20 protein-coding genes are annotated in these 25,030 nt (G+C 56.5%); 8 read left to right on the forward strand and 12 right to left on the reverse strand.

What is annotated here, in order from left to right; genetic code table 11:
• Positions 1 to 436: 436 nt before the first annotated feature.
• On the forward strand, positions 437 to 1,684 hold the full coding sequence (locus H6B30_RS14540) for a DUF418 domain-containing protein (RefSeq protein WP_239484120.1): 1,248 nt from the start codon (positions 437 to 439) through the stop codon (positions 1,682 to 1,684).
• A gap of 208 nt (positions 1,685 to 1,892) precedes the next feature.
• On the opposite strand, the gene H6B30_RS14545 is transcribed toward H6B30_RS14540, so the two are convergent.
• A complete protein-coding gene (locus tag H6B30_RS14545; protein WP_205111854.1) occupies positions 1,893 to 2,333 on the reverse strand; it encodes a MarR family winged helix-turn-helix transcriptional regulator in 441 nt (146 codons plus the stop codon).
• A 211-nt stretch (positions 2,334 to 2,544) separates the two neighbouring features.
• On the opposite strand from H6B30_RS14545, the gene H6B30_RS14550 reads away from it, so the two are divergent.
• The 3 genes from H6B30_RS14550 to H6B30_RS14560 all read left to right on the forward strand — a co-directional run bounded on the left by H6B30_RS14550 (position 2,545) and on the right by H6B30_RS14560 (position 4,898).
• Positions 2,545 to 3,414, forward strand: a complete 870-nt coding sequence (locus H6B30_RS14550) for a pirin family protein (RefSeq protein WP_205111856.1) — start codon at positions 2,545 to 2,547, stop codon at positions 3,412 to 3,414.
• 18 nt (positions 3,415 to 3,432) lie between these two features.
• A complete protein-coding gene (locus H6B30_RS14555) occupies positions 3,433 to 4,284 on the forward strand; it encodes a pirin family protein (protein ID WP_205111858.1) in 852 nt (283 codons plus the stop codon).
• Positions 4,285 to 4,475: 191 nt separating this feature from the next.
• A complete protein-coding gene (locus H6B30_RS14560) occupies positions 4,476 to 4,898 on the forward strand; it encodes a DoxX family protein (RefSeq protein ID WP_205111860.1) in 423 nt (140 codons plus the stop codon).
• A 161-nt stretch (positions 4,899 to 5,059) separates the two neighbouring features.
• Here the strand turns inward: H6B30_RS14560 and H6B30_RS14565 are convergent, their stop codons facing one another.
• The 3 genes from H6B30_RS14565 to H6B30_RS14575 form a co-directional block, all read right to left on the reverse strand.
• Entirely contained in the window at positions 5,060 to 5,593 is a 534-nt protein-coding gene (locus H6B30_RS14565; RefSeq protein WP_205111862.1) for a hypothetical protein, read from the reverse strand.
• Positions 5,594 to 5,661: 68 nt separating this feature from the next.
• Positions 5,662 to 7,005: an MFS transporter gene (locus tag H6B30_RS14570; RefSeq protein WP_205111864.1), complete on the reverse strand. Its 1,344-nt coding sequence runs from the start codon at positions 7,003 to 7,005 to the stop codon at positions 5,662 to 5,664.
• Positions 7,006 to 7,054: 49 nt separating this feature from the next.
• Entirely contained in the window at positions 7,055 to 10,819 is a 3,765-nt protein-coding gene (locus H6B30_RS14575) for a DUF4922 domain-containing protein (protein ID WP_205111866.1), read from the reverse strand.
• A 304-nt stretch (positions 10,820 to 11,123) separates the two neighbouring features.
• On the opposite strand from H6B30_RS14575, the gene H6B30_RS14580 reads away from it, so the two are divergent.
• The gene (locus H6B30_RS14580) at positions 11,124 to 12,014 is read left to right on the forward strand and encodes an NAD(P)-dependent oxidoreductase (protein ID WP_205111868.1); all 891 of its coding nucleotides are present in this window, start codon (positions 11,124 to 11,126) and stop codon (positions 12,012 to 12,014) included.
• A gap of 245 nt (positions 12,015 to 12,259) precedes the next feature.
• On the opposite strand, the gene H6B30_RS14585 is transcribed toward H6B30_RS14580, so the two are convergent.
• From H6B30_RS14585 to H6B30_RS14595, 3 genes are all read right to left on the reverse strand, one after another.
• Complete coding sequence (locus H6B30_RS14585; RefSeq protein ID WP_205111903.1) at positions 12,260 to 13,051, reverse strand: aspartate dehydrogenase domain-containing protein; 792 nt, start codon at positions 13,049 to 13,051, stop codon at positions 12,260 to 12,262.
• Between the two features lie 24 nt (positions 13,052 to 13,075).
• Positions 13,076 to 14,020 carry an NAD(P)H-dependent flavin oxidoreductase gene (locus H6B30_RS14590; protein ID WP_205111876.1) on the reverse strand — a complete coding sequence of 315 codons (945 nt, stop codon included), beginning with the start codon at positions 14,018 to 14,020 and terminating at the stop codon, positions 13,076 to 13,078.
• Positions 14,021 to 14,661: 641 nt separating this feature from the next.
• Entirely contained in the window at positions 14,662 to 15,576 is a 915-nt protein-coding gene (locus H6B30_RS14595) for an AEC family transporter (RefSeq protein WP_205111878.1), read from the reverse strand.
• A 129-nt stretch (positions 15,577 to 15,705) separates the two neighbouring features.
• Between H6B30_RS14595 and H6B30_RS14600 the strand changes: the two genes are divergently transcribed.
• A complete protein-coding gene (locus tag H6B30_RS14600) occupies positions 15,706 to 16,398 on the forward strand; it encodes a DUF554 domain-containing protein (protein ID WP_205111880.1) in 693 nt (230 codons plus the stop codon).
• Positions 16,399 to 16,531: 133 nt separating this feature from the next.
• Here the strand turns inward: H6B30_RS14600 and H6B30_RS14605 are convergent, their stop codons facing one another.
• The 5 genes from H6B30_RS14605 to H6B30_RS14625 all read right to left on the reverse strand — a co-directional run bounded on the left by H6B30_RS14605 (position 16,532) and on the right by H6B30_RS14625 (position 23,022).
• On the reverse strand, positions 16,532 to 18,724 hold the full coding sequence (locus H6B30_RS14605; RefSeq protein WP_205111882.1) for a glutamine synthetase III family protein: 2,193 nt from the start codon (positions 18,722 to 18,724) through the stop codon (positions 16,532 to 16,534).
• 65 nt (positions 18,725 to 18,789) lie between these two features.
• A complete protein-coding gene (locus H6B30_RS14610; protein ID WP_205111884.1) occupies positions 18,790 to 19,674 on the reverse strand; it encodes a carbon-nitrogen hydrolase in 885 nt (294 codons plus the stop codon).
• A gap of 36 nt (positions 19,675 to 19,710) precedes the next feature.
• Positions 19,711 to 20,787, reverse strand: coding sequence for an agmatine deiminase family protein (locus H6B30_RS14615; protein ID WP_205111886.1), 1,077 nt, complete (start codon positions 20,785 to 20,787; stop codon positions 19,711 to 19,713).
• Between the two features lie 589 nt (positions 20,788 to 21,376).
• The gene (locus H6B30_RS14620; RefSeq protein ID WP_205111888.1) at positions 21,377 to 22,237 is read right to left on the reverse strand and encodes a zinc ribbon domain-containing protein; all 861 of its coding nucleotides are present in this window, start codon (positions 22,235 to 22,237) and stop codon (positions 21,377 to 21,379) included.
• Positions 22,238 to 22,239: 2 nt separating this feature from the next.
• On the reverse strand, positions 22,240 to 23,022 hold the full coding sequence (locus H6B30_RS14625) for a Nif3-like dinuclear metal center hexameric protein (protein ID WP_205111895.1): 783 nt from the start codon (positions 23,020 to 23,022) through the stop codon (positions 22,240 to 22,242).
• 652 nt (positions 23,023 to 23,674) lie between these two features.
• Between H6B30_RS14625 and H6B30_RS16605 the strand changes: the two genes are divergently transcribed.
• A complete protein-coding gene (locus H6B30_RS16605) occupies positions 23,675 to 24,799 on the forward strand; it encodes a TlpA disulfide reductase family protein (RefSeq protein WP_205111897.1) in 1,125 nt (374 codons plus the stop codon).
• On the forward strand, positions 24,796 to 25,030 hold a 235-nt coding region (locus H6B30_RS14635), incomplete at its 3' end, for a hypothetical protein (protein WP_205111899.1). The genes H6B30_RS16605 and H6B30_RS14635, both read left to right, overlap by 4 nt.

Genomic DNA, 25,030 nt, shown 5'->3' on the forward strand with positions numbered 1-25,030 from the left:
TCTTTCGGGCCGCATACCAAAGTCTCATCGGTCGCGTAGCCCGCTACGCTCTCTCTTCGGACTTTGGCATGCATCTCCGAAATAGCGCACAATTTGATGGCAATTAGTTTTGAACACCTACTTACATGCCTCTGAAAGTGCATGCAGGCAGGCCGTCAGGATGGGGCCGGGCCGCCCCGGTGGGGCCTGCATGCCGTTGGCCGTGGCAGCGGGGCACATGTTGCACTGCAATACGGGCCGTTTTACAACCCGAAACGGCACGTTTCGCAATCCAAAACGACCCGTATCGCAACCCGCTGACTGTCAGCCTGTTGGCCCGCTTTGGCAGACTGGTGTGGCGGGCACGCAAAAGTAGGCACCGGCCGTGTGGCCGGGGGCATGCCGGCATGGGCACGGCCTACGGCCAGCATTTATAACATAAATACAAAATACACACATGGAAAATATCCGTGAAGGGCATGGCGGCATGGCCATGCCCGTAAGGAAGAAAGAGCGTTTCGCCATACTCGACATATTGCGCGGCTTCGCCCTCGTGGGCATAGCGGTGGCCAACTTCCCCGAGTTTGCGCTTTTCACCTTCCTCAAACCCGACGCCGTGGCAGCCATGCCTACGGCCGGGGCCGACCGATGGGTGCGTTTCTTGCAGTATGTCTTCGTGGATGGAAAGTTTTACACCATCTTTTCGTTGCTCTTCGGCATAGGTTTCTCTATCATTATAAGCAACGCCATGAGGCGCGGGGCCAGCGGTTTCCGCATATTCTACCGCCGTATGGCCATACTGTTGGGCTTCGGCTTTGTGCACCTTATGTTTATATGGAGCGGCGACATACTCATGCTGTATGCGCTGATGGGTATGTTGCTGCCGTTGTTCCGCAACTGTTCCGACCGCACACTGCTGTCGTGGGCGGCCGTATTGCTCTTCGTCCCGGTGATAATCGATTTCGCCTGCGAGTTTGCCGGCGTAAGTCTGTCGGCCGGCGTGGTGAGGCTTCAGCAGCACTATTGCGCCAAGTATGGCATCACCGACGACAATTTCGCTTACTGGCTGCGCGATGCCGACAGCTATGGCGGCGTGTTCCAGTTTCTGGTGCAGGGAGCCTTGGTGCGCGTGCAGGAGTTTGTCGATGGCAACCGCTACTTCAAGGTGATGGGATTGTTTCTAATCGGCTTTTGCATAGGGCGGCGGCGCATGTATGCCCACACCGTGATGCGGCGGCGCATGCTGCGCAGGGTGGCGCTGACGGGATGCTGCGCAGGGTTGCCTTTGTCGGTGGTATATGCGTGGAGTGCTGTCAACGGCCACCCGTGGGGCAACGCGGCCCACAGTCTTCTCTACTTTGTCAGCGTCTACATAGTGGGCTTTGCCTATGTAGCCGCCATCTGCCTTGTTTACAACAGGCATCCCCGGGCAAGGGTCTTCAGCCTGTTCTCTGCTCCCGGGCGCATGGCCCTTACCAACTACATCGGCCAGTCTGTTTGGGGCATGGCCATATATTACGGCATTGGCCTGGGCCTGGGGGCATCCATGGGCCTGTCGCTGGTGGTGCCGGTGGCCGTTGGCGTGTGGCTCGTCGAGGCGCTTTCCAGTCTGCTGTGGCTGCGTTTCTTCAACTTCGGGCCGCTCGAGTGGATATGGCGCATGCTCACCTACGGCAGGCGTTTCCCGCTGCTGCAGAAGCAGTGAGGCCGGTTTCGCCGGGGCCGCGCCCCGGGTGTGGCTGCCGGTGCCGGCTCTGCTGCCCTGTAGGTGGGGCCGATGGCTTTTCCCGCATGTTTAGTCGTGTCGCGTAGACTATGGCTAAGCATGCGGGAACATTCGTCATGCGTCAGTGGCCCATGGTGGCGGCTCCCCGGCCTTATGCCCCGGCGGCTCCCCGCCGATGGCTGTAGTGTCAGCTTATCTTGGCAATGAACTCGGTGAGGAGGCGGCCAAGGCTTTCGGCCACAGAGCAACTCATGTCCATCTCCGACAGCGAGGTGGCCACCAGGCCCGACACGTCGTCGATGCTTTTGCGCATGCTTTTGCCTTTGTCTGTCAGTGAAATTATGCGCTGCCTCTGGTCGGTGCAGTTGTAGCCGCGCATTACCAGGCCCTGCTTTTCAAGCCTTTGGAGCAGCGGGGTGACCGTGTTGCTCTCGAGCATGAGCCTGGCAGAGATTACGTTTACGGGCACCCCGTCTTGTTCCATGAGTATCTTCATCACAAGATATTGCGGATAGGTGATGCCCAAAGGCACAAGGTAGGTCTGGTATGTCTGTTGGATGAGCCTGTTGAGGGCATACAGCTTGAAGCTTACCTCGTCGTCTAATTGCTGAGATGGTATATTTCCCATTGTGTGGTTTTGTTTGCTTGGAACTGCAAAGTTACACTGTTTTTTCATTGGCGGGCCTTTTTCGCGTTTAAAAGACCCTTTTCCTGCCAAAAAGGTCGAGTCAGTCGTGTGCGACTGAAAAGCTTGCGCGTTGGCGCGCCTTGGCCGGGTTGTTGCATGAAGGCAAGTGTCGGGATGCAACAAGCGCTACCGGCAGAAAGGAACATACAGAATGGAAAAGAAACAGATAGACTTCGTGACTCACCCGCAGGGAGTTCACATGGTTGGCGACGGGTTCAGGGTGCACAACTTCATACCGCAGGTAGATGGTCTCGGACGCTACGACATGGACCCTTTCATACTGCTCGACTACAATGCGCTGATGCATGTTGAGCCTGGCGGGCAGAGAGGGGTGGGGCCGCACCCGCACCGCGGCTTTTCTACGGTGACGGTGGCCTACCATGGCAGTGTGGCCCATCGCGACAGCAAGGGAAACCATGGCGTGATACACGCGGGCGATGTGCAATGGATGACAGCGGCCGGTGGTGTGTTGCACGAGGAACTTTTTGAGAAAGAGTTTGCATCGAGGGGAGGCGATTTCCAGATGGTTCAGCTTTGGGTGAACTTGCCCGAAAGCCATAAGGCCGACGCGCCTTCGTACCAGGCAATAAGGCATGAAGACATGGGCTTCTATGCTTTGCCCGGTGGCAAAGGAGTGGTAGAGGTAATCAGTGGAGAATACAAGGGCGTGTCTGGCCCGGCAAAGAGCGTCACCGATGTGAGCCTTTTCAATGCCAGGATAGGCAAGGGGGCCGTGGCCGACTTCGCCTTCCCGAAGGAAAACACCACGGCATTGCTGGTGATTAGCGGTGCTGTCGAAGTCAACGGCGTTGATGTGCCGCAAGACAACCTGCTGAAGTTCAAGCGCAAAGGCGAGGAGTTCAATGTCGTTGCGACCGAAGACGACACTGTGGTGCTGCTGTTTTCCGGTAAGCCTCTCAACGAGCCAATCTATGGCATGGGGCCTTTTGTGATGAGCAACCACGAAGATTTGGTCAAGGCTTTCAGGGATTTCGGCAACGGAAAGTTTGGTGAGATGTGATTATAAAATATAAATGATATGGCAACAAAAGAAAGAAAAGTTATTCAGAAAGTAAAAGGCGTAAGGGCGGTAGACGGAGCCGGCGTTAGCCTGGTGAGGGTTTTGGGCAACGAGACGGTCTATGATTTCGACCCGTTCCTGATGCTCGACTCGTTTGACAGTACCAACCCCGATGATTACAGGCGCGGTTTCCCGGCACATCCCCACCGTGGCATAGAGACAGTGAGCTTCATAGCCAAGGGCCGCATGACCCACAAAGACCATCTGGGCAGCAAGCAAACCATTGGCGACGGCGAGGCGCAGTGGCTCACGGCCGGCTCGGGGGCGTTTCACTCTGAGCAGCCTTCGGGCGACAGGTTGTTGGGCTTGCAGCTGTGGCTTAACATGCCGAGAAAGCAAAAGATGGCCGCCGCACCGGCATACCATGGCATATTGCGCGATGAGATAAAGGAATTCAAGCTCGACGGAGGCACGCTGAGGCTGCTGACGGGCGAGTATGCCGGGCAAAAGGGATGGCAAGGCAAGTATGTTCCGCTCGATTATTACGACATAAGCATCGATTCAAACGCCAGGCTGGTCATCGATGTGAAGCCGGAAAACACCGTGATGCTGTTTACCTTGTCTGGCAGCGTGGTTTCGGGCGGCTCGCACATCAGCGAGAAAACCGCAGCGCGGCTCGTAGACGGCGATGCCGTGACAATAGAGGCAGGTGAGGGCGGAGCCAGGGTGATGCTCATGTCGGCGCCCCCTCTGCATGAGCCTGTGGCGTGGTATGGGCCTATAGTGATGAACGAAGAGCGTGAACTGAATGTGGCCCTGCTCGAGCTTGAGGATGGAGAGTTTCTGAAAAGCAATACTAAATATCTTTAAAAGCTGCGCTATGTTTGTGTATTCAAACGATTAACTGTATATTTGTATGTATTAAAAACAATGTCTTAAATTAGTTTCAGGATAAGTGCGGCCTTGGGCCGGTGGCAAATGCAAGTTGCCCAACCGGCCCGGCCGGCGTCATAGCAACCTCACTTTGAATGAAAGGTTGAATAAAAAAAGGAATTGGAATTATGAAATTTGAAAAGGATTTTCTTCGCAGCACCGACTTCGGACTGTTGTTGTTGCGTATCGCTTTAGGTGGTCTGATGCTGTTTCACGGCATGCACAAGTTGATTTACGGCGTTGGTTTCATTGGCGACATGCTTGCCGCCATCGGCCTGCCATCGTTTATTGCCTATGGTTCGCTGCTTGCCGAGCTGGTGGCATCGCTGATGATAATCTGCGGTATATGGACTCGCTTGGCTTCAGTTGTCTTCGCCGGCAATATGGTGGTTGCCATACTCATGGCTCACGCCTCTGAGATGTTCTCTTTGTCGCCCATGACCGGCGGCCTGGTCATAGAATTGCCGCTGCTTTACCTGTTGGGTGCGGCAGTGTTGTGCCTTACCGGTGGTGGCCGGTTTGCGGTCACCAAGGGGACTGTACTTGACTGAGGCATGTTGCTGAAGCGGGGCTGTGAAGTGTTTTCATGCGCCGTTTCCATGCAACGTTGTTATGATATTTACAAACAAATCCCCGGCCGGGATGCCCCGGCCGGGGATTTGTTTGTCTGCAGTGTCGGCCTGCCGGCTTGTGGCCGGTGGTGGTGTTGCAATCACCGGCCGGTCGTGTCGTTTGGCAAGGCTTGGCCGTCGGCTTTGAGCTTCGGGGCATACCGTCTGGTCCAGTCGCTCCAACCGCCAACTTTAATGAGGTCGAACGAAGCCAGGGTCTCGCCGGTGTCCCAGTTGTCGAAGTAGCCGCGGAAGTGCTCGGAGTTGCCTCTTTGGTATAGTTCGTAGTCGCGTATGATGATGCGGTAGCCGTCGTCGTAGTCTATATAGATGCGTCCGTTGCGCACTTCCCACACAAATTCCACGTCACTGACAATACCGCTGTACCGTGCGTAGTCTATCTCGCGCCCGTAACCGCCGTTCGAGAAATCTCCGTCTTGCACAAACCATATCTCCGTGTCCCAGCTGTCGCCGCCTCCGTAGCGGTCGGAGTAGTAGTCGCCTTGTATGCTTCCCTGCCAGTATCCGTTGAGGTCGTATGCTTGTTGCGTGTCGTCGTCGGTGCACCCGGACATTGTTGCCATCGCCACAATGGCTATGGCAATGGCTTTGATGTAGTGTCTTGTCTTTTGCATAAGTCGTTGTCTTTTGATGATTGTTTGCAAATTTAATTCAAATTCCATTCACTTCGGTTGTGAAAGGCCTATTTCATGTTAGGGGATTCCCTATCGCACTCATGCGCGTCCGGCTCTTCCTGCTCTGTTTTTCGCTTGCCGAAGTCGGGCTCTATCTTGAGGAATGCCGACACGACAAACGTCATTGAGCATGCCACCATGACGATGATGAAGAACATGCGGTAGCCAACGGCCTCTTGCAATGCACCGGCAAAGAGGCCCGGTATCATCATCGACAGGGCCATGAACGCCGTGCAAAGGGCGTAGTGGGCCGTCTTGTGCTCGCCGCGGCTGTAGTATATGAGGTACAGCATATAGGCCGAGAAGCCGAAACCATAGCCGAATTGCTCTACAAACACGCAGGCGTTGATTACCAGCAGGCTGTCGGGCATGGCGTAGCTCAGGTAAACATATACTGCATCGGGCAGCGTTATGGCGCATACCATGGGCCACAGCCAGCGCTTGAGTCCGTCGCGGCTGGCTGCTATGCCGCCGAGAATGCCTCCCAGGGTCAGGCCTATCACCCCCACGGTGCCCTGAACCAATCCGTATTCGGCGGGCGAAAGGCCGAGGCCTCCGTTGTGTCCTGCGTCGATGAGAAACAGGGCCGAGACCTTGGCGAGCAGCCCTTCGGGCATCCGGTAGAACAGCATGAAGCAAATGCCGGCCACGACTTGCGGCTTGATGAAGAAGGTCTTGATGGTGTCACCCAGTTCGCTTATCAGCTTGCCTGCCCCCATCTTGCCCCTGTCGTTGTCTTCGGTAGGTTGCGGCAGGGCCCAGTTGTGGTAGAGCCAGAGGGCAATGAACAAGCCCGCCATGAAGTAAAACATCAGGCTCCACGAGTATCTCACGCTCCGGGTGAGCACTTCCAGGTTGCCGGCAATCATCACCAGGACGCCTTGTCCGAAGATGGTGGCTATGCGGTAGAATGTCGATCGTATGCCGACAAACCACGCCTGCTGGTGCTGGTCGAGCCCCAGCATGTAGAAACCGTCGGCAGCTATGTCGTGAGTGGCGCTCGAAAAAGCCATCAGCCAGAAAAAGAACAGGGTGCCTTGGAGCCACCATTCGGCCGGGATGGTGAAGGCAACTCCGCCCAACGCGGCCCCAACGAGCAGCTGCATGGCCACAATCCACCAGCGTTTGGTCTTTATAATGTCGATGAACGGACTCCAGAATGGCTTTATGACCCATGGCAGATAGAGCCACGAAGTGTAGAGGGTGATGTCTGTGTTCGACAGTCCGAGCCTCTTGTACATTATTAATGATATGGTCATTACGGCCACGTAGGGTATGCCTTCGGCAAAATACAGCGTTGGAACCCATGTCCACGGGCTGCGTCGTTTGGTTGTCTTTGGTGTCGTTTTCATTGTGACTGATAAGTCTCCTTGCTTTTACCTTGTTGTGATGGCGTAAGTCCTATCTGTATATCTCCTTGATTTCAGCCCCTCGGTAGTAATGTAGCAGTATGCGGTCGTAGCTGTATCCCTGCTCGCCCATTACTGCGGCGCCTATCTGGCAGAGCCCCACGCCGTGGCCCCAGCCGGCACCTACGATGTTGAATCGGCCCGGTATGCCGTCTGCTATATCGCTTTTGTCAACCACGAATGCGCTGCTGTATAGGTGGCTTTCGCTCAGGGCGCGGCGTATTTCGAGCTCTTTTCCTATAGTGAACTGTTTTTTTGTGCCCACTATTCGCAGTTTCCAGATGCGTCCGCTCTTCCCTCTTGCCAGCGGAACGAGGTCGGTTATTGCCCCGAAGTCTTCGCCGAGGTTCTTGCATATAAGCTCCGCCAGTTGGCTCTGGGTGTATTCCACCCTCCAGCGGAAGAAGTCGGGAGTCTCCTGGTCGTAGTCGTTGAGCACTTGAGTAAGCACTTTCCTGTCGGCGGTGTTGCAGAATGACTCTGGTGCAGAGCGTATCCAGCGTTCCGCTTCGTCTTCTGTCGTCAGGTCGGGCAATGCTCCCTTTGCCCCGTCTCTTATTGCGATGAGGTAAGGTTTCGGGGTGTCTTCCCAGCAATATTGGAATTCCTCGGTCACTCCGCCGCAGCATTTGCTGAACCGTGCGTCGCATATTTCTTCGCCGTATGCCAGTATCTGGCCCCTTGTTGCTTTCACAGCGTTTTCCACCGAGGGCGTGCCGGCCCTCGTAATGCCCTGGTACCGTTGGCAATGGTCGTCGGCGCAGACGTCAAAGATGGTATGGTCTTCACGGTCATACCATTTTATGGCTTCGTCGTCGTGCTTTGCAAACGAGAAGAAACCGCCCGAGTTGCCACGCTGGCTGCGCCTCTTCTCCATTTGGGCAAGCAGCCAACTGCGTGAGATGACGGCGTGTGCCTTCAGCAGTTCGGCCGACGACGTGGCCCTCATTTCGCTGGATATCACACTGACGAGATACTTTTCAACCGGCAGTCGGTTTATTGCAGTGATGCTGTCTGCCTCGACCACGAGGTGGAGCGAGCCGTTGAACGTCTGTGTCTCCTTGCGTTCCCAATGGAAGTTCACGCCTATGGTCACCTCATGCAGCGAGAACGAGGCGTCGGGGGCCTGCGGTGTGAATGTGAGTTCGCGGTATTGGTTGCCCCGCCACACTATCCCGCCTTCGGAAAACTCTACGGTCTGTTCGCCCACGATGGTCTCGCCCTTCGCCGAGTAGGGGGCGTTGAGCGTGAAGTCTATTCGCTTCCGGCTCATGATGCCTACGGCCACATGTGGTTCCTGCATGGCTTTGTTGGCGCATCTGGCTGCTTTTGCGGCAGCCTTCACTTTGGTTATGATGTCGGCCACGTCGGTTTCCGAGCACGACACTTCCCTGAGTATGGCTGTTGCGGCCTTGGGTGTCAGCCTGTCGAAGTCTTCCTTGCGGGGCGTTATGAGCAACCCTGACATGTCGAGTGCCCCCGGGCTTATTATCATCTGTGACTCGCCGCTGGCGTAATAGCAGTCGGGGCGGTGCTTGCGGCGCGGGAACACCACCGAGAGAACCTCATTGCCGTTGTGCCAGCACACTATGTTCATCATGGGCTCGCGCTCGCCGTCGCGCAACGGCAGGGCGTTGTAGAGCATGTCGAAGAGCTGTCGGCCGTCGTCATTGTTATTTGACCTGAGCAGGAAGGCTGCGCATGGGTATTCTGCTATTAGCCATATACCGGTTCCGTCGGGCCGTGTTTGCACAGGCGTGAGGCTGCGGCACAGCCTTTGCCAGGCCGTTTGCAGGGGCAGCAGTCCGCTTGTGCCGGCCTGGAAGTGTGCGTGGTCGGGGGCAGAGGCGCCGCAGAGGGGGCCGTTGTAGAATACCGTCAGCTTGGGATGCCTTTCGAGCAGGCTCAGCATCTCGCCATAGTTGCCGCGTATGGCTTGTGGTTCGTGGTGCAGTGATGGTATGGTGAAGTGCATGGGCAGTATCGGGAACGGGTTGACAAGCAGCTCGTGGCCTTGCCCTGCGGGCGCCGTTGTCTGTTCGTCGGGCCTGTTTGCCGCGCAAAGGAAGCACGGCCGTGAGCCGATGTCTTTTTTGTCGATGCTTGCTCCGGTTGAAACCATCCGCGCCGGATTGTATTGTGCCTTGAGCGTAAGGGTGTCGCAGGCCAGTTCGCGTGTGCTGACGTCAAGCAGCTGCCGGTAGCGGCGGCGTGCGTCGGGCCATGTCTGCAGTTGCCTGTCGAAGAACCTTTGCAGGCTGTCTGTCTCTGTTCTGTCGGCCTTTCCCTCGTTCATCTGCTGCCTCGCCTCTATCTCCATGGTGCGCAGCCGGTCTTTGTACAGGTTGTTGGCGTTCACCTTTTCTATTGGCAGGGCGGCGTCGCTGTTGCCTTCCCACCGCCGGCATAGGTACAGTTCGTCGAAAATGCGCCCTATGCGGTAGTGCCGTGAGAAGCGGAGCCCCATGGCATAGTCTTCGCCGTAGCTCGTATTGGGAAACGGTGTCTGCCTGAGCAGCGGCGTGAAGAATGCCCTGGGGGCGCCAAGTCCGTTTATCCGCAGTGCGTTGTTGGCCCCGTTGGCCTCTGTCCATTCGGTGTGGGCTATGAGTCCGGGCGGAAGTGTGTTGAGGTTGAAGTCGCACATGCGGTAGGAGCCTATCACCATGGCAGCCTTTTGCTCACGGAACGCGTTGACAATGCGTTGCAGCGTTGCCGGCGAACTGTAAAGGTCGTCGCTGTCAAGCTGCACGGCGAAGCGCCCGCAGCGCCTGTCGGCCACGGCCGTGTTCCAGCATCCGCCGATGCCGAGGTCGGTTCGCCCGGGTATGATGTGTATCAGTTTCGGGTCGTCCACACCAGACAGCAGTGCCGTGGTATTGTCGGTAGAGTGATTGTCGACCACTATCACGTTGTAGTCGAAGTCGGTTTCTTGTGACAGGGCGCTTTTCACGGCGTCGATTATGGTGCGTTCACGGTTTCTGACAGGTATCACCACAGAAGCCTCCACGTCGAAGTGCTGCTCGTCGAAGTCGGGGGTGATGTAGCCCGACGGGTCTATTGCGGCCCCTATGTCGGTCAGGTGGCTGGTGGCGGCTTGCTCCATCTCTATCTGGACATCGCGGTTGGCGGGGTTTACATAGTCAAATTGCTTGACCCCGCTGGCCCTCGTGTCGGTTTCCTTTTCGGTGTACAGGTATTCGTTGAGGTGCACAATCCTGCCTTTCCGGCTTAGGAACAGCCGCAGGTCGTACAGTCCTGAATATGTGTAATGAGGCCCGGTGGAGCGTGCGGCGGCATATTTGCGCAAAAGCCGTGTGCGCATGAGCATCACAGAACCGAAGTCAAAATCGTCGCGTATGCTTCCGTATTGGTAGTCGATGGCCGGGTGTGGTCTCACCGTACCGTTGTCTTCTGCCATGTGGTCGGCATATAGCATGGCGGCACCAGAGTCTTCGGCAGCCATCACCATGCGCTCTACAGCGCCTTCGCCTAATGTGACGGATGTGGCTTTAGTGCACAGAAGCACATATTCGGCCTCGCTCGTACCGGCCATGGCACCCATTGCGTCGCTGCCGGTGATGGTGCCTACGGCCATGGCATGGCACCCTTCGGGTATGTCGTCGATGTCGTCTGTTTCGTCAGGCAGCAGCAACGTTATCTTCCCTACGGCTGTGCTGCGGCTCAGGTCGGCCACAATCCGGGTGGCCTCGGCTGCGTTGCGGCACGCAAGGAAGCAGTCTGTCTTGATTGTCATGTATGAATTAGTTGTTAATTTGCGACAAAGTTACAGAAAAAAAACGTAACCGACGAATATTGGGATGGCGAATGAGCGCGTGTGCAAAGAAAACTTTCTGTGGCCTGCGGCCGACGTTCAGCCGGCGGGCGGGTGGTGTGCCGGCTGCCTGAATAACCCCCGTTTTGCCGTGCTTTTACCGTTATTGTTGTGTCTCGGTGGGCTGCAAAAGCTCCATAACATGGCTTATGGATGGGAATCATGTCTTGTTTTCGCCAATAATTCGTATCTTTGTTTGCTGAAACTGCAATAAAACCGAAATGATATGGATAAGTTTAGGAAATTGGTTGCCATAGAGCCTGTGGGCCTTGAGCCGTGGGCTGAGGAGCGGTTGCGCTCAATGGCAGGAGATGTTGTCATGTTTGGCGACGTGCCGCAAGGTGATGATGAGATTGTCAACCGTATAGGAGATGCCGATGCCGTGTTGCTCAGTTACACGTCGGCATTGCCCGGTGAGGTGTTGTCCCGGTGCCCGGAGGTGCGTTACGTGGGCATGTGCTGCTCGCTGTATTCACCGGAGAGCGCCAATGTCGACATACGTTACGCCGATGCCCACGGCATTGCCGTCACCGGCATTCGCGACTATGGCGACGAGGGGGTGGTAGAGTATGTGGTCAGTGCGCTCGTAAGGCGGCTCCATGGCTTTGGCATGGAACCATGGTTTGGCGAGCCCAGCGAGATAACGGGGCTGAAAGTGGGCGTTGTCGGACTGGGTAAGTCGGGCGGGATGATTGCCGACGCAATGCGCTTTTTCGGTGCAGAGATAGGCTATTTCGCTCGTAGTGAAAAACCGCAGGCCAAGGCCAAGGGTTACAGTTTCATGCCTTTGGGCGATCTGTTGGCGTGGAGCGACGTGGTGTTCTGCTGTCTCAACAAGAACACGGTGCTGCTGGGTGACGATGAGTTTGCCCGTCTCGGAAACCACAAGATTCTGTTCAACACCGGACTGTCGCCTGCATGGCAAGGTGAAGCCTTCGCCAAATGGATTGATGGCGACAACGTTTGTTACTGCGACACGGTGGGGGCGCTCGGTTGCGAGGGTCTGCTCGGCCATCCACATGTGCGTTGTGCATGTGTTTCCACCGGCCGCACGCGCCAGGCCTCACGCCGTTTGAGCGAGAAAGTGCTGGCCAACATCGAGGCGTTTTTGGCGTAAGTTCTTTTTAGGAGTTAAGGAGTGGACTTGGGGGAGTTAAGGAGTTAAGTAGTAAAGGAGTTAAGACGTATGCCTTTGAGCGGCACTATTGTCCTCTAACTCCCTCTAACTTCTTACTAACTCCCTCTAACTCCCTCTCACAAAACTGTTGTCTTGACTCCTTTACTACTTGACTCCTTAACTCCCCCAAGTCCACTCCTTAACTCCTAAAGCCCCACTCTTTGCCATATTTCCTTTTCAGCAATTTATACGAACACTACTGGCGACGCAATGTTTCGGAGCGTGCTCACCACCGACCACGCCGCAATCTCGGCCGTTGCGCTGTAAACGTCGACCACGGCATGCACCTGGCTGTTGCGTATCTCTACGCGCTGTGTGTCACCTTTGAACCCCGGTGTGGAACGCATGGCCACATGAAGGTTGGCCGGCCCTACCGAAGCGCGGGCAGCAGCCACTGTGACGTTGACTTTGGTTGGGAACAACCTTATTGCCTCAGCTGCCGTGCCGCTGAACACGGTGCGGGCTTCCGTCTGCAGCGAGTCGTCGTAGACGGGTGTGCCGCGCAGGGCGTCGGGGCCTTTCTCGTTGAAAAACTCAGCTTCGGCACCGCCCATCAGGGTTGCCGTCTGCAGCACGTCGAAGCCTCCCGTGGCTCCCGACACTATGTATATGCGGCTGCCGTGGGCTTCGGCCGTGCGGCGGGCTTCGTCGTAGAAGGCATCGTCGGCAAAGGCGCCTATGGAGAGGCATACCAGCGACGTGCCTTGGCTGAGGGCCGGCAGGGCCCATTGTCTGAGGGCCTTGGGCGACGCCGCCTCGACAATGAAGTCGGGCCGCAGGGCCAGCAGTTCGTCGAAAGTGCCGGCCACGCGGCAATCCTTGCCTGCGGCGGCCAGTTCGTCGGCTGCCGCCCGGGCTTTTTCGGGCGTGCGCGAGTATACGCCTATGAGTTTGTAGTCGGGCAGAAGTCCTCGCGCTGCGGCGCGGGCCACAATGGTGCCCAGCTTGCCGCAACCGGCTATGGCTATCGTTTTCATTACAGTCATTTGCTTGAGTGGCGTTTAAAAGTCGGTTTCAGCCAGTTTCGCCTTGGCGTCGGCATACCCCTTTATTAGTTGTTCGATTATCTCGGCAGCAGGCTTTATCGTGCCCACCGATGCAGCCACCTGTCCTATTTCAAGCTCGCCGCCGTCGGTGTCGCCTTCAAATATGCCACGTTTCGAGGCCGCCGTGCCCAGTATGGCCTTCAGTTCGTCGGGCGAGGCGCCGCGGTCTTCAGCCTCTGAAATACGGTTGAAGAGCTCGTTCTTTATCAGTCGAGTCGGCGACAGCTTCTTCAGGCACAGCATGGTGTCGCCCTCGCCGAGCGCCACGCAGCGTTGCTTGAAAGCCTCCGAAGCCGAACTCTCGCCGGCCAGCGCAAAGAGCGTGCCCACCTGCACGCCTTCGGCGCCCAGGGCCATGGCTGCCAGCATGGCTTCGCCGCTGCCTATTCCGCCTGCGGCCAGCAGGGGCAGTGATGTGGCCCGGCGCACACTCGGTATGAGGGTGAGCGTGGTTGTCTCCTCGCGGCCGTTGTGCCCGCCGGCCTCAAAGCCCTCGGCCACCACGGCGTCTACCCCGGCTTCCTCGCATTTGCGTGCAAACTTGCTGCTCGAAACCACATGGGCCACCACGGCGCCGGCCTCGTGGAGCATTGGGGTGTATTTCTTTGGGCTGCCGGCCGAGGTGAACACAATCTTGACGCCCTCGCTTACAAGTATCTGCATGAGGCGGTCTATCTCGGGATACATCAGCGGCACGTTCACTCCCCACGGCTTGTCGGTGGCGGCCTTCATCTTGTGTATGTGGTCGATGAGCGTTTCCGGGTGCATCGACCCTGCGCCGAGCAGCCCGAGCCCGCCTGCGTTGCTTACTGCGGAGGCCAGACGCCAGCCGCTGCACCATACCATTCCGCCTTGTATTATGGGGTAGCGGATGCCGAAAAGGTTGCATATTCTGTTCATGTCCGATGTTTTGTTGTTAATTAAATGTTGTCTCTTTGCCAATTAGCCTTGGTCGGCATGATGCGCTTCGCTGCTGTGAGGCCGGCTTTGCCGGTGCCGTGTGCGGCAATGGCGCTGCTGCCTTGCCTTCCATGCTTGCCTTATGCCCGGGCCCGGCCTCCGTGACGTGGCGCATCACCACGGGCCGTTGCCGTGGTTAGCTTTGCTGGCATGATAATGCAAGCGGGCGCAATGCGAGCATGCTCTCAATCTTTCGAGCGCATCTTATCCTCGGCAAAGATACGGAAAATGTTTGATACTGCAAAACCTTTGCTTATTATTTAGATTGGCATGTCATAGCAGCCGCTGTATGCCGTGGACGTAGTATTGTAAATATTTGTTGTGTTTTCCATTCCAACGGTACCGGGATGTGTAGTTGCCTGACTGTCTGTCGGTTGCGCGCCGGTGTGGTGTCGATGTGCGAAACGGGTCGTATGGCCCCGCCAAACAGCCTTTGTTGCATGCCGAAACGGGCCGTCCTGCGATGCCAAACGGACGCCGCGGTGCAGCAGTATGTGTTTTGTAAACAAATGTGGTTGCCACGGCCGAAGGTGTGCGGCAGGGCTTTCGTGGCGTGAGAGGTGCGGCGTCGCCCCGGCCCTTCATCCAATCAGCATGGCCAGCAGCGGTATGCTTGCCACCGACAGCAGTGTAGACAGAAACGTGCCCTGTGTCATTACGGTCTCGTCGCGTCCGTATTTCATGCAGAACATTGTGCCGAACGACGCCACCGGCATGCCCACGAGCACGGCGTTGATGGCTGCCACCTCATGGTCGGCGCCTATTGCCGCCATCAGGTGATACATGCCCACGGGCAAGATGAGCAGGCGGAAGAGGCACATGACGTAGGTGCCGGCGCTGCCAACCATGCGCCTGGCCGGTATGCCGGCTATGCTTGAGCCTATGACGAGCAGCGCGGCGGGCACCGTCATGCCGCCCAGCAGGCTGAACGGACGGGCCACCACCTCGGGCGCGCGCCACCCGGCGGCCACTATTATGATGGATATGTAGGTGGCGACCATGGCCGGCGAGCATAGCAGTTGCCAGCGGAAGCCGCCGCTGCGCTGCCCCGTTACGAACATGATGCCCCAGATGAAGATGGTAAGGGTGTTTGGGGCATTGAGTATGCAGGCGTAGAACACGGCGCTCTGTCCGAATATTGAGGCTACAATGGGGTAGCCTATGAAGCCCACGTTGGCAAAGGTAAGCATGAAACTGTACATGCCGCGGTCTTCGCGCCGCACGGGCATGCAGCGCGGTATGATGTAGGCAAGGATGATGAGCACGGCGTAGGTGAGCATGCCAACGCCCAGGAGTGACGGTATGTGGCTCCGGTCGGGCATGGTGTCGCCCATGGTCGACGAGATGATGAGGCACGGGCAGGTGACCTGGATTACGAAATTGGACAGGCGCTTGTCGAACTCACCGCCCATGAGACCACACTTGTGGGCGGCAAAGCCGGCAAGCACAAGCATGAAGAGCACTACCATCTGGGTGGCCACGGATATGATGTCCATAAGTGTAACATGTCTTTTTTCAGCCCGCAAAAATACTGCTTTTTTGCCAATGAGGTGACAATTGTGATGTTAAAATGGCTCGGTTGGGAAATTATTGGTTACTTTTGCGTCGGAAAAACTTATGCTTTTATGCTTGGAACAGTAGTAAACACATGTGCGATAATAGTAGGGACGCTGGTTGGAACGTTGCTCAACCGCGGGATAAAGGATAAGTACAAGACGGCATTATACGACGCGCTGGGGCTGGCAAGCCTCATTATAGGGCTCAATGCGGCCATGGCAAACATGCCCAAGAGCCGGTTTCCGGTGCTTTTCATATTGGCTCTGGCCGTTGGCAGCGTTGTAGGTACGGCGCTCGACATTGACGGCAGGTTTCACCGTATGGTGGAGCGGCGGGCCAGGAAGAAAGACGGGCGGAGCCTGGCCGACGGCCTTTCCACGGCCATACTGCTTTATTGCATAGGCCCTCTGTCCATGCTTGGCCCGGTGATAAGCGCGCTCAACGGCGACAACACGTTTCTGTTTACCAATGCCACGCTCGATTTTGTGTCGTCAACCGTGTTTGCGTCGACCTATGGCGTGGGCATGGTGCTTGCCGCCCCTGTGCTGTTTTGCTGGCAGGGGCTTTTCTATCTTGTGGCCGAGTTGTCGAGCGAGGCTGTCAGCGAGGCCCTCATGGCCGAGCTGCTTGTCGTGGGCGGACTGATGATTACGGCCAGCGGACTGTCGCTGTTGGGCATCAAGGATTGCAAGACGCTTAACCTGCTTCCTGCGCTGGCGGTGCCGGTGGTGTGGTTTGCCGTCGGGGCGGCAGTCGGCTGACGGTCGTGGCACATGGCTTTGTCGCGGGCCTGTCGTGCCGGATTGGGCGTGGCGCGGCCGCAAGGCCGGCGGCCTGAGGTCACAGGGACCAAAAAACCGGGATGCGGCCGCATCCCGGTTTTTTGGTGTTCCATCACCTGATGAACAGCAGTTCGCGGTATTTTGGCAAAGTCCAAAGCCCGTCTTCCACTATCATTTCAAGGCTGTCAATCTCTTTTCTGATGGCGAGCATCTTCGGCTCCACCGTGTCGTGGTATGCTATGGCGCGCTCGTGGATGCTTTCTATGCGGTTGGCCACGCGGCGCGATTCCACCAGTTCGTCTACCAATGTCTCTATCGACTCCGTGCAAACGGCAATCTCCTCTATGAGCTTCATGTTTCTTGCGCTCAGCCTTTCGGCCTTGTCGGCCGGGAACACGGCTTTCATGCTCTGCACGTTGCGTATGAGCTGGCTCTGGTAGTGGGTTGATACGGGTATGATGTGGTTCATGGAGAGGTCGCCAATGACGCGGGCCTCAATCTGGACGCGCTTGACGTAGGTCTCCCATTTCACTTCGTTGCGGGCTTCAAGCTCCTTGCGGTTCATCACCTTTGTGCTCTCAAACATCCTGATGTTGTCTTCGTCGAGATAGCGCTCGAACACTATGGGGCAGCTGCTCTCGGTGTCGAGGCCCCTCTGCTTGGCTTCCTCAACCCATTCTTCCGAGTATCCGTTGCCGTCGAAGCGTATTGGCTTGCATGTCTTTATGTCTTCGCGCAGCACGTCGAGTATGGCGCTTATCTTGTCTTCTCCCTTCTCTATGAGGGTGTCTACGCGCGTCTTGAAGTCTGTCAGTGCCTCGGCCATGGCTGCGTTGAGCGCAATCATTGCGCTGGCGCAGTTGGCTTCAGAGCCTATAGCGCGGAATTCAAACCTGTTGCCGGTAAATGCAAATGGACTGGTACGGTTGCGGTCGGTGTTGTCTATTATCAGTTCTGGTATCTGGGGTATGTCGAGTTCCATGCCCTGCTTGGCCTTGAGGTTGAACAGCTCGTCCTTGTCGGATGTCTCGATGTGGTCGAGCAGCTCGTTGAGCTGCTTGCCGAGAAACGACGAGATGATGGCCGGCGGTGCCTCGTTGCCTCCCAGTCGGTGGGCGTTGGTGGCGCTCATGATGCTTGCCTTGAGCAGTCCGTTGTGCTTGTAGACGGCCATCAGCGTCTCGACGATGAACGTAACGAAGCGCAGGTTCTCCTCGGGCGTCTTGCCTGGAGCATGGAGCAACACGCCATTGTCGGCGCAGAGGCTCCAGTTGTTGTGCTTTCCCGAACCGTTGATGCCGTCGAATGGCTTCTCATGCAGCAGCACGCGGAAGCCGTGCTTGCGCGCCACCTTCTTCATGAGCGACATGAGCAGCATGTTGTGGTCTACGGCAAGGTTGCACTCTTCGTATATCGGGGCAAGCTCAAACTGGTTGGGGGCCACCTCGTTGTGGCGCGTCTTGCACGGTATGGCGAGCTCCAGCGCCTGTATCTCGAGGTCTTTCATGAAGGCCTGCACGCGGTCTGGTATGGTGCCGAAGTAGTGGTCGTCCATCTGTTGGTTCTTTGCGCTCTCGTGACCCATCAGTGTCCGGCCCGTGAGCATAAGGTCCGGGCGGGCCGAATAGAGCCCCTCGTCAACCAGGAAGTACTCCTGCTCCCAGCCTAAGTTGCATTTTACTCGTGTGACATCCTTGTAGAAATACTTGCAAACGTCGGTTGCGGCTTGGTCTACGGCGTGCAGCGCGCGCAGCAACGGGGCCTTGTAGTCGAGTGCCTCGCCTGTGTATGAGATGAAGATAGTGGGGATGCAGAGCGTGTCGTCGATGATAAAGACCGGCGATGTGGGGTCCCATGCCGAGTAGCCACGTGCCTCAAACGTGTTGCGTATGCCACCGTTGGGGAATGAGCTGGCGTCGGGCTCCTGCTGCACGAGCAGCTTTCCGCTGAAGTTCTCCACCATCCCGCCCTTTCCGTCGTGCTCCACGAAGGCGTCGTGCTTCTCGGCCGTGCCTTCAGTCAGCGGCTGGAACCAGTGCGTGTAGTGCGTTACGCCCATCTCCATGGCCCACTGTTTCATTCCCGCTGCCACGGAGTCGGCTATTGAGCGGTCGAGCCTGGTGCCGTTGTCTATCACGTCTATGAGCTTGGCATAGACGTCGGCGGGCAGGTACTTGTACATCTTTTGGCGGTTGAACACATACTTTCCGAAGTATTCGGAAGGTCTTTCCTTTGGTGTCTCAACCTCTACTGCTTTCTTCTTGAAGGCCTCTTCGACAACCTGAAATCTTAAGTTTGCAGACATGTTCTATTCTTTTGTTTGATTGCTTGTTTTGTTTTGCTTGCCTGTTTTGTTGCTTCGGCTCGTTGTCAGTCGATGTATCGCTTTGTTATTTCGGCGTAGTCGTCTATTCGCCTGTCGCGTAGGAATGGCCACCAGCGGCGCACCTGCTCGCTGTGCTCCATGTCGATGCTGACTATTATGCTTTCCTCCTCGTCTTCGGATGCTTCGTAGAAGAGTTCGCCCTGCGGCCCGGCAACGAACGATGTGCCCCAGAACTGTATGCCGCCGGTCTGTCCCGACGGGTCCGGCTCAAAGCCGACGCGGTTTACCGTGACCACAGGCAGGCCGTTGGCTACGGCATGTCCGCGTTGCACCGTCTGCCAGGCGCGTCGCTGGCGCTGCTGTTCGTCGGGCTCGTCGCTAAGCGCGTAGCCTATGGCCGTGGGATAGATGAGCAGCTCTGCGCCCCGAAGGGCCATGAGACGGGCGGCCTCCGGGTACCACTGATCCCAGCAAACCATCACTCCGAGGCGCCCCACTGAGGTGTCGATGGGCTTGAACCCGAGGTCGCCGGGGGTGAAATAGAACTTCTCGTAGTACGCCGGGTCGTCGGGGATGTGCATCTTTCGGTACATGCCGGCTATGGTTCCGTCGCGCTCTATTACCACGGCCGTGTTGTGATACAGCCCCGGCGCCCTGCGTTCAAAGAGCGATGTGACGATGACAACGCCGTATTGGTGGGACAGTTCGCCGAACATCTGCGTCGAGGGGCCGGGTATCGGCTCTGCGAGATCGAAGTTGTTGACGTCTTCCACCTGGCAGAAGTAGAGCGAGTTGTGCAGTTCCTGAAGCACAATGAGCTCGGCGCCGCGCCGTGCGAGGTCTGCCACGCCTTCGGCAAGCCGCAGTATGTTGCCACGCACGTCGGCTGTGTTGTGTTGTTGCAGGAAGCCTATCTTGAGTTCTTTCATTTGATTCTGTTTTGTTGTCTTTGCAATATACCTTGGTTATAGTGTGCCGGCGGCATCGTCGCCGTGGCCGGCCGAGGGGTACTGCATGGTGCAGCAGTGCAGCGAACCGTGCTGCATTATGACGCTGCGGCAGTCGATTCCCACCACTTCCAGGCCGGGGAAGGCCTCTCTCATGATGCTCGCTGCCTCGTCATCAAGGTCGTCTTGTGCGTAAGTGGGGTAGAGTATGGCCCCGTTGATGGCGAGGAAGTTGGCGTAAGTGGCCGGAAGCCGCTCGCCGTCGTGATATATCGGGCGCGGCATGGGCAGCTTCAGGAGGCGGTAGGGGTGCCCGTCGGTGGTTGCAAGCGAGCGCAACTGTTGCTCCATGGCATGCAGTTCGCCGTACTGTTCGTCCGTGGGGTCGTCACAGCCCACATATAATAATGTGTCATTGGGGGCTATTCTCACCAGCGTGTCGATGTGTCCGTCGGTGTCATCTCCGGTCAGGTTGCCGTTGTTTATCCATATAATGCGGTCTGCGCAGAGTGTCTTTCTGAGATAAGAGTCAATCTCCTGCTGTGTCATTGGCTGGTTGCGGTTGGGAGCGAGCAGGCATCCGGTGGTGGTGAACACCGTGCCTCGGCCGTCGCTCTCGATAGAACCGCCCTCAAGCACAAACCCGTTGTGGTCTGCATATTCGCCCTCCACCATGCCGGCTTCGTAGAGTCGGCGGTTTATGGCGTTGTCTTTCTCGGCCTCAAACTTGTCTCCCCAGCCGTTGAAGCGGAAATCCAGCAACCTTCTTCGGCTGCCGTCGGTGAGCGAGATGAACGCGTGGTCGCGTGCCCAAGTGTCGTCTGTGGGGCAGGCAAAGGTGGTGATGTTGTCCAATATGGTTTTCTCCGCTACCATGCCAATGGCTTCGATAGCCTCTTCGGGCCGTGGCGACACGATGACAAGCCGCTCCCGGCGGGCTATCTCGACAGCCATTTGTACGTAGGTGGCCGTGATTTGTGGCAGGATAGGCTGCCAGTCGGTGTCTTCATGCGGCCATGTGAGCTGTACAAACTCCTGCGTTTCCCATTCGGCGGGCAGTCGCCAACGGTGATGTTCGTTGCTGATAGGATCCATCTTTCGTTTAATTTATCTTCTCGAAGATGCCGCGTGGTGAATCGGTGCAAACTTGCCTTCATTTTCACCGTGGCGGATTTTCGTCTGCAAAGATACTATTTTTCCCCGATTCCTCAATTTAATTTGCGTTGATTTTGCGCAATAGTATACGTTGGCTGCATACCGGTGGCGTAGCCGTGCGACCGTTGCTCAACGGCCGTTGCCTGCGGCCCGTCTGATGTCGGCAGCCAGAATGCCGACTCCGGGAAACCCGCTGTGCGTGCGAATCAGCCGGTGCCAGGTGCCGGGTTGACAGAAAAACGATTTACGCCGACCCCGTATGGTTGTTTGAGGGGTGGTGTATGGATATTTATTGAACCCATTTAAATATCTTGGAAAAAGTTTAAATGAAGTTCATTATATACCTTATATATATAATGTGCAGGCAGGGCCATGTTGGCGTGTGGCCTGCGGCAGTGTGCCTGATGCGAACGGATGAGGCTAAAAAGCATGCCTCCCGACCTTTGGCATGGAGCTTACGGCCGGGAGGCGTGATGGTGGTTGCGGTGTCATGGCTGCATAGTCCAGCCTGATGGTGACAGCCTCCGCATTATGCCTCGGCTTCGGGCACGATGTCGTCGTCGGCCTTTTTCACCGTCTTGCGTATTGCGCGCTTGCGCGTTGTTGCCTTCTTCTTGTCGTCGGTGGCCACCTTCTCGGCCTTGATGCCGGCCAGTTCGGGGTCAACTATGATGCGTCCGCAATATTCGCAGACAATGATTTTCTTGTGCATCTTGATGTCCAGCTGCCTCTGGGGGGGAATCTTGTTGAAGCATCCGCCGCAGGCGTCGCGCTGCACGTAGACGATTCCCAGTCCGTTGCGGGCGTTCTTGCGTATGCGTTTGAACGAAGTGAGCAACCGCGGCTCTATCTTTGCCTCGAGCTCAGTCACCTTTTCCTTCAGTTTCTCTTCCTCGGCGCGTGTCTCCTCCATTATTTCGTCGAGCTCGCTCTTCTTGATGTCGAGGTCGCTTTGGCGGTCTTTGATGGCCTCTTCGTTCTCGTGGAGCTCGTTGGTCTTCTCTTCTATGCGCGTCTGTGCCTCGCGTATCTTCTTGTTGCACAGCTCAATCTCGAGTGTCTGGAACTCTATCTCCTTGCTCAGCGTGTCATACTCGCGGTTGTTCTTCACGTCGTTCAACTGCTCCTTGTAGCGCTCTACGCTGGCCTGTGCCTCGTTTATCTCGGCCTTCTTCTGGCTTACGGCCTTCTGGAACTCGTCTATCTCGCGCTTTATTTTGTCGATGCGTATCGTCAAGCCCTCTATTTCGTCTTCGAGGTCTTGCACTTCCAGGGGCAGCTCGCCCCTAAGGGCCTTCTTCTCGTCGATGGCCGAGAGTGTGGTCTGCAACTGATAGAGCGTTTTCAGCTTCTCTTCTACTGACAGTTCTGTGGGATCTTTCTTTGCCATGATTATAAGTATATTATGGGATTCGTGTTCGTTTCTGCCAGGAACAGGGGCAGATCCGGGCACGCCTCGCCGATTATTGATTTGAATATCTCGTTGGTGTATTGCTCGCTTTGGTAGTGGCCTATTACGCAAATCTGTATTTCCTGCTCGTGGCCGAAGTAAACGTGGTAGTGCATCTCTCCCGTCACGAAGGCGTCGGCACCTGCCTTTATGGCCTCGCCCAGCAGGAAGTCGCCCGCCCCGCCGCAGATGGCCACGCGCCGGATGGGGCGGCGCAGCAACTCGTTGCACATGGCGCACTCCACGTCGAACTGCTTCTTGACGCCTATCACGAAGTCGTCGGCGGCCACGGCCTGTGGCAGCGACCCGATAACGCCGCTGCCAGCATCGGCCCCTCCGCCCTTGGGGGCAAAGAATTCAACGTCGGCCAGGCCCATCTTCTCGGCCATCTTGAAGTTTACGCCGCCGCGGGCGTTGTCCATGTTGGTGTGCATAGACACCACGGCTATGCCCGCGCGTATGGCTTTCATCACCGTGCGCTGCACGTAGTCGGCATCGGATATCGTTTTCAGTCCGCGGAAAAGCAGCGGGTGATGCGACACTATCAGGTTGCAACCCTTGCTTATTGCCTCGTCAACGATGCGCTCGTTGACGTCAAGGCACAATAAAGCCCCTGATGCTTCCGTCTCCGTCAGTCCCAGTTGCAGGCCGGCATTGTCCCAGTCTTCCTGCAAGGGCAGAGGCGCGAATCGTTCAAGGGCGCATATCACTTCCTTTATCTTCACGCTTTTACAGCTTTATTATATAATGTGGTTTCAATTTGCAAAGATACGCATTTTTGCCATTATATGGGCTTATATGCCGGTGTATTTAACTTTCTTTTACTGCTTTTTGCCCCTCGCGGGCCATTCACGGCTTTCAGGTTGCGTCTATCGTATGGCATGCCGGCAGTGGCAGGCCATTGCTGTGCGGGCTGTTGCGCAATTCGTTGCCCACGGGCCGTTGCGGCCCAACCGGGCTTGCCTCTGTGTGCCGTTTGTTTTGCGCCCCACCGATATGGGTGGTATTGCGTTGCAAAACGACCCGTTTCAGGCCCTAAGACGGCCCGTATTGCATCGTAAAACGGCATGTCTTGCAATCCGTTGTCATTCAGGCTGTTATGGCTGATGTGATGTGTGGCATACGCGTTGCCTCGGTTTAGTGGTGCCTTGACAGTGTTGTGGTGTGGTTGCAAAGGCGTTTTCACCTAAAAAATTTAGTTAAAAGCCTTGTGCTTCCTTTGTCGTTATGCTTAAAAATGCTACCTTTGCAATCGGGTTGATATATGGTGTTTTTTTTATTATGTTTACTTTTTGGCAGCATCGGATATAGGTTTTTGTCTTGATGTAATGGCCGTTTTTATGTTAGAATTGTAGTGTATTATTGATTTTCATGGGCATGATGGGTATTGAGAGATATGTTTTTGCGGCAGCATTGGCCATGGTTTACGCTTCCGGGCAGGCCCAAGTGGCAAGTGGGGCGTATGCCGTTACGGGCAGTGTGGGCAGCCATGAGTTCGATGGGAAGACGGTTTACATAGACCCTTACAATGGCCGTACGCCGTTGGACAGTGCTGTCGTGACGGATGGCAGGGTTGTTTTCAGCGGGCAAACTGACGTGGCGCGGTATTGCAGGGTGGACGTTGGCGACGATGTTTACGCCAACTTCATTTTGGAACCGGGCAACATTGTCATTGATTTCGATTCGCTGCGTTGCGGACGGGGCACGGCGCTGAACGACATGGCTTTTCAGATGGAGCTTGAAGATGAGGCAAAAGATTCGGTGGTCAGGAAGATATGGAACGATGTTGAAGCCACTGTAGCCGACGAGGCCGGGCGCGAAAATGTGGCCGTAAGGCGTGTTAAGGACTACTACCACAAAATTTTCAGAAAGTATTTCGCCGGCCATGAAGATGACGCCCTGGGGCATCTTCTACTCAATTCCGGCTTTTGGGCCAACATGAGGCTCGGTGATAAGGCTGCCGTATTGGCAGAGCTTGGCCCACGGTTGCGGTCAACGTCTGTGGCGCGGCGGGAGATACGGAAGGTGGAAGAGCGCAACCGTATGCTCGCTGCGCGCGGGCAGACTGGGCCGGGAGCCATGTTCAAGGACGTTGAAGGCAAAGGCCTGGACGGCCGCCCAGTCGCTCTTGGCGACTACGTAGGCTGTGGCCGTGGTTACGTGTTGCTCGATTTCTGGGCCTCTTGGTGCGGGCCGTGCAATGCAGAGATGCCTTATCTGTCCCGGCTTCACCGTGAGTTTGGTGGCAAGGGGCTCACGGTGGTCGGCATGTTTGTGGCCGACACGGAGGAGAATTTCACCAAGGCAGTGAGGGATGAGGGCGTTGTGTGGCCACAGATTTACGACAGCGGCAACGCCGCCCGCGGGCTTTATGGCGTAGCGGGCATACCAGAGATTATCCTCTTCGGGCCCGACGGGCGTATCGTGGAGCGCGGCCTGCGCGGCGAAACCATGGTAACGAAGGTGACAGAGATAATGAACAAACATAAAAAGGGATTATGAACAGCATCAGAACTTTGGCTCTCGCCGCAGTGATGGCGATGGCGGCAATGCCGGGAATGGCCGGGGAGGCCGCAAGGAAAGTGTGCGTTGTCAATGGCGACCTGAACGGATGGCCGGCCAACCTGGTGACAATTGCGCGCCTGGGTGAGGACGACCGTTATTACGCCGACACCATACCGATTGGTGACGGGCACATCCGCTACGAGCTGGATGCCGACGGAAGCACTGCAT

The sequence above is a fragment of the Marseilla massiliensis genome (genome assembly GCF_016899955.1).
Classification (GTDB): domain Bacteria; phylum Bacteroidota; class Bacteroidia; order Bacteroidales; family Bacteroidaceae; genus Prevotella; species Prevotella intestinigallinarum.

Excerpts from the sequence above, each read along its gene's own strand:
- H6B30_RS14560 (WP_205111860.1), top strand. The coding sequence starts at position 4,476 with ATGAAATTTGAAAAGGATTTTCTTCGCAGCACCGACTTCGGACTGTTG.
- H6B30_RS14540 (WP_239484120.1), top strand. The coding sequence starts at position 437 with ATGGAAAATATCCGTGAAGGGCATGGCGGCATGGCCATGCCCGTAAGG.
- H6B30_RS14545 (WP_205111854.1), bottom strand. The coding sequence starts at position 2,333 with ATGGGAAATATACCATCTCAGCAATTAGACGACGAGGTAAGCTTCAAG.
- H6B30_RS14565 (WP_205111862.1), bottom strand. The coding sequence starts at position 5,593 with ATGCAAAAGACAAGACACTACATCAAAGCCATTGCCATAGCCATTGTG.
- H6B30_RS14595 (WP_205111878.1), bottom strand. The coding sequence starts at position 15,576 with ATGGACATCATATCCGTGGCCACCCAGATGGTAGTGCTCTTCATGCTT.
- H6B30_RS14580 (WP_205111868.1), top strand. The coding sequence starts at position 11,124 with ATGGATAAGTTTAGGAAATTGGTTGCCATAGAGCCTGTGGGCCTTGAG.
- H6B30_RS14610 (WP_205111884.1), bottom strand. The coding sequence starts at position 19,674 with ATGAAAGAACTCAAGATAGGCTTCCTGCAACAACACAACACAGCCGAC.
- H6B30_RS16605 (WP_205111897.1), top strand. The coding sequence starts at position 23,675 with ATGATGGGTATTGAGAGATATGTTTTTGCGGCAGCATTGGCCATGGTT.
- H6B30_RS14550 (WP_205111856.1), top strand. The coding sequence starts at position 2,545 with ATGGAAAAGAAACAGATAGACTTCGTGACTCACCCGCAGGGAGTTCAC.
- H6B30_RS14585 (WP_205111903.1), bottom strand. The coding sequence starts at position 13,051 with ATGAAAACGATAGCCATAGCCGGTTGCGGCAAGCTGGGCACCATTGTG.
- H6B30_RS14570 (WP_205111864.1), bottom strand. The coding sequence starts at position 7,005 with ATGAAAACGACACCAAAGACAACCAAACGACGCAGCCCGTGGACATGG.
- H6B30_RS14615 (WP_205111886.1), bottom strand. The coding sequence starts at position 20,787 with ATGGATCCTATCAGCAACGAACATCACCGTTGGCGACTGCCCGCCGAA.
- H6B30_RS14555 (WP_205111858.1), top strand. The coding sequence starts at position 3,433 with ATGGCAACAAAAGAAAGAAAAGTTATTCAGAAAGTAAAAGGCGTAAGG.
- H6B30_RS14590 (WP_205111876.1), bottom strand. The coding sequence starts at position 14,020 with ATGAACAGAATATGCAACCTTTTCGGCATCCGCTACCCCATAATACAA.
- H6B30_RS14575 (WP_205111866.1), bottom strand. The coding sequence starts at position 10,819 with ATGACAATCAAGACAGACTGCTTCCTTGCGTGCCGCAACGCAGCCGAG.
- H6B30_RS14605 (WP_205111882.1), bottom strand. The coding sequence starts at position 18,724 with ATGTCTGCAAACTTAAGATTTCAGGTTGTCGAAGAGGCCTTCAAGAAG.
- H6B30_RS14620 (WP_205111888.1), bottom strand. The coding sequence starts at position 22,237 with ATGGCAAAGAAAGATCCCACAGAACTGTCAGTAGAAGAGAAGCTGAAA.
- H6B30_RS14600 (WP_205111880.1), top strand. The coding sequence starts at position 15,706 with ATGCTTGGAACAGTAGTAAACACATGTGCGATAATAGTAGGGACGCTG.